Annotated in this window: 9 protein-coding genes; 5 read left to right on the top strand and 4 right to left on the bottom strand. The window is 73.5% G+C overall.

Annotated elements, in window-relative coordinates; all coding sequences use genetic code 11:
* The first annotated feature begins 4 nt into the window (after positions 1 to 4).
* Together AB0J40_RS34410 and AB0J40_RS34405 are read left to right on the top strand one after the other, a co-directional pair.
* Positions 5 to 1,096 (top strand): glycosyltransferase, encoded by a 1,092-nt coding sequence (locus tag AB0J40_RS34410; protein WP_364461611.1) that lies wholly within the window; start codon positions 5 to 7, stop codon positions 1,094 to 1,096.
* The gene (locus AB0J40_RS34405) at positions 1,093 to 2,205 is read left to right on the top strand and encodes a glycosyltransferase family 4 protein (protein ID WP_364461608.1); all 1,113 of its coding nucleotides are present in this window, start codon (positions 1,093 to 1,095) and stop codon (positions 2,203 to 2,205) included. The genes AB0J40_RS34410 and AB0J40_RS34405 overlap by 4 nt, the downstream gene beginning before the upstream one ends.
* 79 nt (positions 2,206 to 2,284) lie before the next feature.
* On the opposite strand, the gene AB0J40_RS34400 is transcribed toward AB0J40_RS34405, so the two are convergent.
* Together AB0J40_RS34400 and AB0J40_RS34395 are read right to left on the bottom strand one after the other, a co-directional pair.
* Positions 2,285 to 3,583: a putative glycoside hydrolase family 15 protein gene (locus tag AB0J40_RS34400; RefSeq protein WP_364461605.1), complete on the bottom strand. Its 1,299-nt coding sequence runs from the start codon at positions 3,581 to 3,583 to the stop codon at positions 2,285 to 2,287.
* On the bottom strand, positions 3,583 to 5,028 hold the full coding sequence (locus AB0J40_RS34395; RefSeq protein WP_364461602.1) for an exopolysaccharide biosynthesis polyprenyl glycosylphosphotransferase: 1,446 nt from the start codon (positions 5,026 to 5,028) through the stop codon (positions 3,583 to 3,585). The genes AB0J40_RS34400 and AB0J40_RS34395 overlap by 1 nt, the downstream gene beginning before the upstream one ends.
* Positions 5,029 to 5,313: 285 nt before the next feature.
* Between AB0J40_RS34395 and AB0J40_RS34390 the strand changes: the two genes are divergently transcribed.
* Positions 5,314 to 6,099 carry a glycosyltransferase gene (locus AB0J40_RS34390; RefSeq protein WP_364461600.1) on the top strand — a complete coding sequence of 262 codons (786 nt, stop codon included), beginning with the start codon at positions 5,314 to 5,316 and terminating at the stop codon, positions 6,097 to 6,099.
* An 8-nt stretch (positions 6,100 to 6,107) separates the two neighbouring features.
* Positions 6,108 to 7,436, top strand: coding sequence for an NAD(P)/FAD-dependent oxidoreductase (locus AB0J40_RS34385; protein WP_364461597.1), 1,329 nt, complete (start codon positions 6,108 to 6,110; stop codon positions 7,434 to 7,436).
* On the opposite strand, the gene wecB is transcribed toward AB0J40_RS34385, so the two are convergent.
* Positions 7,406 to 8,575: a UDP-N-acetylglucosamine 2-epimerase (non-hydrolyzing) gene (wecB, locus tag AB0J40_RS34380; protein ID WP_364461594.1), complete on the bottom strand. Its 1,170-nt coding sequence runs from the start codon at positions 8,573 to 8,575 to the stop codon at positions 7,406 to 7,408. The two genes, AB0J40_RS34385 and wecB, sit on opposite strands and share 31 nt — an antisense overlap.
* Before the next feature lie 118 nt (positions 8,576 to 8,693).
* Between wecB and AB0J40_RS34375 the strand changes: the two genes are divergently transcribed.
* Positions 8,694 to 9,629 carry a lysyl oxidase family protein gene (locus AB0J40_RS34375; RefSeq protein WP_364461591.1) on the top strand — a complete coding sequence of 312 codons (936 nt, stop codon included), beginning with the start codon at positions 8,694 to 8,696 and terminating at the stop codon, positions 9,627 to 9,629.
* 92 nt (positions 9,630 to 9,721) lie between these two features.
* Here the strand turns inward: AB0J40_RS34375 and AB0J40_RS34370 are convergent, their stop codons facing one another.
* Entirely contained in the window at positions 9,722 to 10,360 is a 639-nt protein-coding gene (locus AB0J40_RS34370) for an HD domain-containing protein (protein ID WP_364461588.1), read from the bottom strand.
* Positions 10,361 to 10,435: the final 75 nt, after the last annotated feature.

The following is a 10,435-nucleotide window of genomic DNA, read 5'->3' as shown; positions in this document are numbered from 1 at the left end:
GGTCGTGCACGTCTCCCAGCCGGTGACGGCCGGGGTCGCCGCGGTCGTGCTGGACCTCGCGGTGGCGCAACGGGATCGCGGCTGGGCGGTGACGGTGGTCTGCCCGCCGTCCGGCGAGCTGCCCGAACGCGCGCGGGACCACGGTGTCGACGTCCGCGGCTGGCCCGCGGGCCGGTCCCCCGGTCCGGCCACGAGCACCGAGACGCTCCGGCTTCGCCGGCTCCTGACCGAACTGGCGCCGGACGTCGTGCACCTGCACAGCTCGAAGGCCGGCCTGGCCGGGCGGCTGGCCCTGCGGGGTACCCGTCCGACGGTCTTCCAGCCGCACCTGTGGTCCTTCGAGACCGCGAACGGCTCGTTGCGGCCCGCGACCACGGCGTGGGAGCGCTTCGCCTCGCGGTGGACCGACCTCGTCGTGTGCGTGAGCGACGACGAGCTCGCCGCCGGCCGGGCCGCCGGGGTGACGGCCCCGGCGGAAGTCGTCTGCAACGGCGTCGACACGACCCGGTTCTTCCCCGCCGACCGCGCCGCGGCGCGACGCCGGCTCGGCGTGGCGGAGCACGTCCCGCTGGCCGTCTGCGTGGGACGGCTCGCCGAACTCAAGGGCCAGGACCAGCTGCTGGCGGCGTGGTCCGCGGTGCTGCGGCGCGTCCCGGACGCCCACCTCGTGCTCGCCGGCGAGGGGCCGATGGGCGCCTCGTGGCGGCCTCGGTACCCGTACTCGTCGGTGCGGTGGGCAGGGCACACCGACGAGCCCGCGGCCTGGTACACCGCCGCGGACGTGGTGGTCCTGCCGTCCCGCGCGGAAGGGATGGCCCTGGTGCCGCTGGAGGCGATGGCGTGCGCGCGGCCGGTGGTGGCCTTCGACGTCGGCGGCGTGCGCCAGAGCGTCGCCGACGCGGGCGCGGTGCTGCCGCCGGGGGACCTCGGCGGCCTCGCCGACGCCGTCGCCGCTCGCTTGGCGGACCCGGCGTCGGCGGCCCGCGAAGGGGAACGCGGGCGCCGCCGGGTGGAGCTGTCCTTCGACCGCGGCCGCATGACCGACCAGATCGCCGTCCTCGTGGAGAAACTCACCGCAGCGGAGCGTGCCTCGTGACCCGGATCGCGTACCTGCTCACCCAAGACCGGGGCGGCCCGGTCGACGTCACCGTCCGGCTGGCCGCCACCCTCGCTCGCGGAGGCACCGAAGTGCGCGTCTTCGGGCCGCCGCCGGCCCGTGGTGCCGACCTGATCGACGGTCTCCACCACTGCCTTCGGGTGGCGGGCAAGGAAGACCTCGGCGCGGCGAGACGGGCGCGCGCGGCGATCCGGGCGTGGCGGCCCGACGTCGTGCACGCCCAGGACCGGCGCGCCGGGCTGGTGATCGCCGGTCTTCGCGGCGGTGGTGCGCTTGTGCAGACCTACCACGGCGTACCCGACGACGTCGGCGAACCGTGGTTCCGCGGCGACTCCCGCGCGGCCGGGCCGTCGCCGTACACGCGGACCGTGCTCGCGGCCGACGCCGTCGTCGCGCGGGTGCTCGACCGGACGATCGTGCCCGCCGAGGCGATGGGCGAGTTCCTGCGGCACCGCCTGAAAGTGCCGGCGACGCGGGTGGTGCAGGTCGGCAACTGCGTCGAGCCGGCCCGGCCCGTCCCGCCGCACGGGCCGGTGCGGCACCTCGTCTTCGCCGGGCTTCTGGTGGAGCGCAAGGGAATCCTCGACCTGCTGGCGGCGTTGGCCCGCCCCGGCGTGCTGCCGCCGGACGCCCGGCTGACCGTCGTCGGCGACGGCCCGCAGCGCGCCAAGGCGGAACGGGCCGCGCAGTCCCTCGCCGGGCGCGTGGAGTTCCTCGGTTTCCGGCCGGACGTCCCCGCGCTGCTGGCCGCCGCGGACGCGCTCGTGCTGCCGTCGTCGATGGAGCAGCAGCCGCTCGTGGTGGCCGAGGCGATGGCCGCCGGGAAGCCGGTGCTGGCCACGGCGGTCGGCGGGGTCCCCGAGATGGTGGGTGACCGCGCGTTCCTGGTACCGCCGGGCGACATCGCGGCGCTCGCCGACGGGCTCCGGGCGTTGTTCGCCGAGCCGGACCCGGGCCGGATCGGGCGGCGCCTGGCCGAGCGCGCCCGGACGCTCTACCACCCGGAAGCTTGTGCACGGCGGCATCTGGCTCTGTATGAACGGCTGGTCCGGGCCAGGACGAGGACGCCGGCGGCCGATCGGGCGTGATCTGCCGGCGGGAAGCGGGTCTGCCGCGCCATCTGCCGAAGCCCGTGCGGACCCTGGCGGAGAGCGCGGAGTGAGCGGCCTACCGGCAAGCCCGCATCAACGGCCCCGAACCCACCCCCGCACACCCCACCGCCCGCGCGGGCTTCGCCGGCCGGACCAGCACCAGCCCGTCCGCGGCCTCCAGCGAAATCGGCTCCGGCGGCTCGGCGACCGATGCCGCCGGGGTGCCCGGCTCGGCCAACCCCTCCGGCGGCGTCACCGTCTGCGTCTGCGCCGTCGTGTTGACCGCGACCCAGCCGTTCGTGTACGTCCGGGTCCACACGCCGTTCGGCAGCCGTCCTGCCGCGTCCACCGCTTCGCCCAGCCCGCTGTCCTGCAACGACGACCACTCCGGGTCGCGGTAGTCGTCGGTGGTCGCGCGGGTCCAGCACGTGCGGGGCCCGGCCAGCAGGGCGGCGCTCGCGTAGCCGGCCCGCTCCTGCTGCGCGTTCCTCGTCCGGGTCACCAGCAGCAGCAACGACTCCCCCAGCGCCGCCTGGGCGCGCAGCTCCTGGAACTCGTTGCCGCGGAACGTCAGCAGGCCGCCGGTGCCGCCGTCCTCGCGGAAGCCGAAGTTCTCCTCCATCGCGCCGCCGAAGCGCGAGTGCGCGGTCCACCGCCCCGGCACCAGGTGCGTCTCGGACACGTTGGGCACCAGCAGTTTTCCCGCCTTGGTGAAGGCATCGCCCACTTTGGACAGGAACGCGTCGAGGCCGTCGCGCAGCTTGCGATCGGTCTCCGCCACGTTCGCCGTTCCGGCGAGCACCGCGGGCGAATAGTGGCTCAGCGAGTTGAAGTCGTTGTCCGCCAGCACGCCGTCCCAGCCCTCGCGGGTCGTCTCCGCGACGACGGCGTCCGTCCAGGCCTGCTGGTAGGCGGGGTCCCAGACCGTCATCTGCCAGTGCTTCGGGTAACCCTGCCACTCGATGCGGCGGCCGCGGTCGTCCAGCGCGAACCAGTCCGGGTGGTTGTCCTGCGCGGCGACGTACCCGATGCCGCTGGGCAGGAAGGGCGCGTCCCGGCCGCCGTCGACCGCGCCCGGGTAGTTGCGGGTGCTCGACAAGTCCTTGTACACCAGCACCTTCACCCGCGGGTTCAGCTCGTGCAGCCGGCGCATCGCCGCGCCCTGGTCGGCGTTGAGCACGACGACCTGGTAGCGCTTGGCGGCCAGCTCGATCTCCTTGGCCGTCGGCGGCTGGCCGATCCCGTACCACCACGCGCACGGCGCCAGCGGTTTCGGCGGCGGCACCGACGTCTCCTGCGCCGAGCTCGCCGCGCACCCGGGGAGGCTGCCCGCCACCAGGACCAGCAGGGCCGCGGCGGCCCGGAATCGGCGCATCAGCGTTGCCTTCGGCACAGCAGCTCTCCCACGGTCAGGATGACGATCTTCACGTCCAGCCACAGCGACCAGTTCGCGATGTAGTAGTTGTCGTAGCGCGCCCGGTCCGCGATGGAGGTGTCCCCGCGCAGGCCGTGCACCTGGGCCAGGCCGGTCAGCCCGGTCGGTACCCGGTGCCGCGCCCAGTAGAGGTCGTGCACGGCGGAGAACTCGTGCACGAACACCGGCCGCTCCGGGCGCGGGCCGACCAGCGCCATGTCGCCGCGCACGACGTTCCACAGCTGCGGGAGCTCGTCCAGGGAGCTGCGGCGCAGGAACCGCCCGACCGGGCCGACCCGGCTGTCGCCCGCCACCGACCAGCGCACCTGTGAATCGTCCACTTCGGACGGCCGGACGCTGCGGAGCTTGTAGAGCAGGAAAGTCCGCCCGTCCATGCCGACCCGCACCTGGCGGAAGAACACCGGGAAGCCGCTTTCCAGCGCGACGGCCAGCGCGCAGCAGGCGATCACCGGCGCGAGGACCACCAGCGCGACCGCGGCCAGCGCCGTCTCGACGACGCGCTTGACCCACCAGCCCGGCCGCCGGGTCGGCGCGCCGCCCAGCCACACCAGCGGGTAGCTGCGGAGCCGGTCGACGCCCGGCCCGTCGGAGCAGAGCTCGAACAGGTGCGGCAGCACCAGTGTCACGCACCCGAGCCGGTGGGCGCCGATGGCGGCGTCGACGATCGCGCCGTCCCCCTCGCCGTCGCCGGCGGGCGCCAGGACCACCGTGCCCGCGCGCAGCCGGGTGATGGCCTCGGCGAGGTCGTCGCCGATCGGCTCGACCGGCAGGCCGGCCGGTGCCGGCCCGGACGCCGCGAGACCGACCGGCAGCAGCCCGAACTCGGGGTGTTCGAGCATGGTGCGGACCAGTTCGGCACCGATCCGGCCGGAGCCGACGACGACCGCGCGATCGCACCGGCGCAGCCGGCGGCGGCCCCACCGGCCGAAGGCGAAGACCAGCGGGCGGACCGCCTCGCCGAGCACCGCGAAGACCAGGACGACCTCCTGCAGCCGCGCGGTGGCCGCACCGTCCATCCCGGACACCAGTCCGGCCCCGGTGACGAGCGCGAACGCCAGCGCGGTGGCGGTGACCGAGCGCGGGAGGTCCTGCAGCCACGAAAGCCACAGCCGGCGGCGGTGCACCCGCCCGGCCGTGCGGGCCAGCAGCAGCGCGACGGCGGTCACCGCCGCGCCCGCCGGGCCGGGCCCGGTCCGCAGCACCGCGGTGGTCCAGGCGGCGACGTCGACGGCGACCAGCAGCGACGCCACGGCGTTGACCCGGGTCAGCAACGGACGGGACCGCGCCCGCACCTTTTTCGGGCGGATGCGCGGCCGGGTGCGCGGCCGGACGCGGCGTTGCAGCGGCAGCGCTTCGGCGAAGACCGCGTCTCTCAGTTCAGTCACTGGTGTCTGCCTCGGTCGAAACGGTGGTCGGTGCCGGCCATTCCCTCATGTTCCCACCCGGATACCCACCCGTTCGGGCAGTGCGGAAACCCCGAACCGGTGATTGACGGAAACAGTGTGTAGTTCCGATGACGCCCATCCTTTCGGGGGACTTTTCAGGCCGCTAAAGAAACCCAACAACATAGCCGAATACGTCCCGTCGACCGCTCGGGGAGCGATGCCGGTCGAGTGACAACCGGATCGAACAAAGGGAACGTGGTGCGCGAAGAATCGACTCTGGCCACCTTGGCGGAACCGGAACCCGCCGCGAAGGCGAACGGCGGACGGGCGCACGTCGTGCTGCCCGCGTTCAACGAAGAAGCGTCGTTGCCGCCGTTGCTGCGGCGGCTGGCCGAAGTGGCCCGCACCGAGCGGATCACCGTCTGGGTCGTCGACGACGGGTCCGCCGACGCCACGGCGGCGGTGGCCGAGTCGGGGTGCGGCGGGCTCGACGTGCGCGTCGTGCGCCACGCGGTGAACCTCGGGCTCGGCCGGGCCGTGCTGTCCGGCCTCCGTGCGGCGCTGGAGGAAGCCGGGCCCGACGACGCCGTCGTCGTGATGGACGCCGACGACACGCACGACCCGGTGCTGATCCGGGCGCTGCAAGCGGAAATCGCCGGCGGCGCGGACGTCGCCATCTGCTCGCGGTTCGTCCCCGGGGGCGACGACCGGACCGCCCCGCTCGGGCGCCGGCTGCTCTCGCGCGGCGCGGCCAAGCTGTTCCACCGCGCGCTCGACGTCGAGGGGGTCCGGGACTTCACCAGCGGCTACCGCGCCTACCGGGCCTCCCTGCTGACCCGGGCCTGGACGCACTGGGGCGAGCGGCTCATCGAGGAGCAGGGTTTCGCCTGCATGGTGGAGCTGCTGCTCAAGCTCCGCCATTGCCGCCCGGTGATCGCCGAGGTTCCACTGGCCCTGCAGTACGACCGCAAGCGAGGGCCGAGCAAACTGAAGCTGCGCCGCACCATGGCGCAGTACCTGAAACTCCTCGCCCGCGACCGGCTGAGCCCGGCGCCCTTCCGGAAGCTGTGATGCCCCCGGTGTCCGACACGACCACCGCCCCGCACGTCGCCGTGATCGGCGGCGGCATCTGCGGCCTCGCCGCCGCCCACCGCCTCGCCCGCCGCGGCGCGCAGGTGACCTTGCTCGAAGCCGGCGACCAGCTCGGCGGCCTCGGCACGTTCTTCCGCCACGGCGACCATTGGGTGGAGCGGTTCTACCACTGCGTCATGCCCACCGACGACGCCCTGCTCGGCCTGCTCGGCGAACTGGGCCTGCGGGATGCCGTGCGGTGGCGGGAAACCACGATGGGCATGGTCGTCGACGGCCGCAGGCACCCGTTCAACTCCGCGCTCGACCTGCTGCGGTTTTCGGCTCTGCGGCCGCGCGACCGGGTGCGCTTCGGCGTGGTTTCGGTGCTGCTGCGGCGGTTGGGCCGGGGACGCGACCTCGACAACCTGCGCACCGAAGACTGGCTGCGCGGGCTCTACGGCGACGTCGTGTGGGAGCGGCTCTTCGCGCCGATGTTCGGCTCGAAGTTCGGTCCGTCCTTCGGCGACGTGCCCGCCCTCTACCTGTGGCAGCGCCTCGGCCGGGAGCGCAACGTGGCCACCCGCGGCTACCCGGCGGGCGGCTACAAGACCGTCATCGACGCGCTGCGGGCGTCGATCGAGCGGGCCGGGGGAACCGTGCGCACGTCGGCGCCGGTCCGGCGGCTGCACAGCGCGGGCGAGAGCGCGATCCTCACCCTGACCGGCGGCGAGGTGCTCGGCGCGGACCACGTCGTGTCGACCGTGCCGCTTCCCTTGCTGCGGCGCGTTTCCGACGACGCCCTCGCCGCCCGGCTCCCCCGGACCGACCTGCCCTACCAGGGCGTGGTGACCGGCGTGTTCTTCCTGCACCGGGCGCTCACCGAGCACTACTGGACGCCGGTGCTGCACTCGGGCACCGAGTTCGACGGCGTGGTCGCGATGTCCGAGCTGGCCGGCACCGAAGCCAACGGCGGCCACCACCTCGCCTACGTGATGCGCTACACCGACCGCGACTCGCAGCTGTACCTCGACGACGACGCCGCGATCGCGGCGCGGTGGTCGGCCCAGCTGCGGGAGCTGTACCCGGAGCTGGACCCGGACGACATCGCGGCGGTGCGGGTGTTCAAGGCGCCGTTCGTCGAACCCGTGTACCCGCTGGGCTACCTCGCGCAGCGTCCGGGCGTGGTCGTCGAGGGCACGAACCTGCTGCTGGCGACGACCGCGCACGTGTACCCGGAAGTGACGAGCTGGAACTCGAGCGTCGCGCTCGCGAACGACGTCACCGACCGCATCCCCGCCGGCCGGGATCAACCCGCGATCGCGGAGCCCGCCCGGTGAACGAGCGAGCCGAGCGCGGCCACGATCCGCGCCGAGGCGGACCCGTCACCGTAGGGCGACTCCAGGTACCGGAGCCGCTCGCGGTGGCCGGCCACGTCGTCCAGCCACCGCGCGGTTTCCTCGCCGATCCGCGGCCCGGCGGGCACCCGCACGCCGAAGGTCCCCGCGATCTCGGGCCGCTCGGTGCTGCGCCGCACGACGACCACCGGTCGCTTGAGGACACTCGCTTCCTCCTGGATGCCCCCGGAATCGGACACGAGCACGGCGGCTTCCGCGGCGAGCGCGAGGAACGCCGGGTACGCCTGGGGTTCCAGCACGGCGAGCGGCGCCAGGAGCCCGCCCAGCCCGAACCGCTCGACGTTCTTGGCCGTGCGGGGGTGCAGCGGGAACACGACCGGCAGCGGCAGGCGGCCCAGCTCGCCGAGGATCACCGCGAGCCGCGCCCGGTCGTCGACGTTCTCCGGCCGGTGGATCGTGGCCAGGACGTACCGGTCGCGCGTCAGCCCGTGCGCGGCGAGGACGTCCGCGCGCTCGCCGGCCGGCGGGAGGGCGGCCTCCAGTGCTTCGACGACGGTGTTGCCGGTGACGGCGATCCGTTCGGCGGGCACGTTTTCGGCGAGCAGGTTGCGGCGGTTGAGGTCGGTCGGCGCGCAGCAGAGGTCGGCCAGGTGGTCGATCAGGACCCGGTTGTGCTCTTCGGGCATCGCCCGGTCGTGGCTGCGCAGCCCGGCTTCGACGTGCACCAGCGGGAGCCCGTGCGCGTTGGCCGCCAGCGCGCCGGCGAGCGCGGACGTCGTGTCGCCCTGCACGAGCACCACCCGGCCCGGGTGGGTCGCGAGGATTTCGTCGACCGCGCTGATCGTCCGGCCCAGCTGGTCGCCGCGGCGGCCGCCGCCGACACCGAGCTCGAGAAAGCGGTCCGACGGCGGGAGATCCGCGCGGATGCGCGAGTAGAGCGGCCCGTCGTAGTGCTGTCCGGTGTAGACGATCGAGCACTCGTCGCCGAACAAGCGCATCAGCGGCGCCAGCTTGATGAGTTCGGGGCGGGTCCCGCAGACCAGGGTCGCGCCCCCGACGGCCGCGAGCACGACCTCGGGAGAACTCTCGGCGGTGGCCCGGAAACCGGCGGTGGTCGGCATGCTTTTCCTTTTCGACGGCGGCAGTTCGCCCGCACGCTACTGATTCGACGTCCGCAAGCGACCCGGCTCAGCCCATCGTGTGACGCACGCGAGCCGGAACCCCGAGGAAGGTGACCCCTTGTCCAAGAAGTACGCGGCCCTGGTGCTGGCGGCGATCCTCGCCGCGGCTCCCGCGTCGGCACCGCGCGCCGACGCGGCCCCCGACCTGCTGCTCCCGAACTTGCGCCAGGTCCCGCCGGGCTGCACCGGCGGCTTTTCCGCCGACCTCGCGCAGTGCGGGGCGTGGGACGTCTGCCCGGTGATCGACCCCGCAGCCCCCAACGGCCGCTGCGTCCCGGCCGCCGTGGCGAAAGCGGTCCGGTTGCGCTTCACCAGTTCCGAGGAGAACGTCGGCGACGGACCGCTGCTGCTGTACGGGCGCCGCGACGACGCGAAGCAGGAGAAGATGACCGTGCGCCAGGCATTGCGCGCCGGCGACTCGATCCCGGGTGACTACGCTTCCGCGCAACGCGCCACCCGCGCGTACACCTACTACGAGCCCGCACTCGCCCACCAGCACTGGCACCTGATGAACTTCGAGAAGTTCGCGCTGGTTTCCCCGCAGGGCAGGACGGTCGTCACCGACCGGAAGAACGGCTTCTGCCTCGGCGACCGCTACCCCGTGGCCGACGCCGGCGGGCTGGCCCACGTGCCGGGGGACACCGGAGCCGACGCCGAGCTCGCGGATCGCCTGCGCGCCAACAACTGCCGCCACCACGAGCCGGCGGCGCTCGACGTGGTCGAGGGCATTTCGGTCGGCTCCGGCGACGACTACAAGTTCGACGTCGACTTCCAGTGGCTGGACATCACCCACGTGCCCGCAGGGAAGTACGACCTGGTCAACACGGTCAACAGCGACCGGACGCTGGCGGAGACGAACTACCGCGACAACTCCTCGTCGGTCGCCGTCTCGATCGACTGGCCGAAGGGCTTGCCGGGCGTGGACCAGGTCATCCCGGAAGCGCCGGTGGTCCGGTTCCTGCGCAGCTGTCCCGGCCGGAGCCAGTGCGCGTGAGGGTCACGGCTCCGGGCCAGGGCCGCTCGCCGGTCTACCTGGGTGGCTCCGCTCCGCCGCGCCGTCACGTGGGTGAACGAGCTTTCGCGATCTCAGCTCGGCCACGGCGATCCGGTGATGCGCTCGACCGTCGTCGTGCGCCGGAAGCCCGGGACGAAGTGTTCGAGGTAGTCGGAGTTCACGGTGCCGTTCGTGGTGTCGGGCCGGTTCTTCAGGCCGTCGACCGTGGTGCGCAGGAAGTCGTCCTTGAAGTTCCCCCGCGGGTGGGCGGCGACGATCTCGGCCAGCTGGTCGCGGTCCAGGTCGTCCAGGCCGAACCCGAGCACGTCGGTCAGGACACCCAAGTACGTGGTCGCGATCTCCGGCGCCATCCGCTGCGGGATGCCGGGTGTGGTGTGCAGCGCGATCGCCGTCCAGACGGTCTCGGCCGCGGCGGCGGGGAAACCGCGGTCGAGGAGGAACGCGCGCGCGTGGTCGGCGCCGTCGACTTCGAAGCGCTGCTCGGCGTCGGAAAACGGCGTCAGGAGGCCGGCGTCGTGGAACATCGCGGCGACGTACAGCAGCTCCGGGTCGGGTTCCACGCCGAGCCTGCGCGCGTGCATCAGGCCGAACAGGAAGACCCGCCGGGAGTGGTGGTAGAGGAGCGGACTGGTCGTCTCCCGGATGTGCCGGGTCGCCTCGGCGACCGCGGCGGTGCCGGGGATCTCCAGCCCCGCAATGACTTCGGACATGCTTCCATGCTGCTCGCGCGGCGGCGGCCGGCGCCGCCTCCGTCCGGACAGGAACCCCTTAAATCCGGACAGGAC

It is taken from the genome of Amycolatopsis sp. NPDC049691 (assembly GCF_040675005.1).
GTDB lineage: Bacteria > Actinomycetota > Actinomycetes > Mycobacteriales > Pseudonocardiaceae > Amycolatopsis.
This window is presented reverse-complemented; position numbering and strand designations above follow the sequence as displayed.

What these genes read in the sequence shown, in the direction of transcription:
- AB0J40_RS34400 (WP_364461605.1), bottom strand. Translation starts at nt 3,583, where the DNA reads ATGCGCCGATTCCGGGCCGCCGCGGCCCTGCTGGTCCTGGTGGCGGGC.
- wecB (WP_364461594.1), bottom strand. Translation starts at nt 8,575, where the DNA reads ATGCCGACCACCGCCGGTTTCCGGGCCACCGCCGAGAGTTCTCCCGAG.
- AB0J40_RS34370 (WP_364461588.1), bottom strand. Translation starts at nt 10,360, where the DNA reads ATGTCCGAAGTCATTGCGGGGCTGGAGATCCCCGGCACCGCCGCGGTC.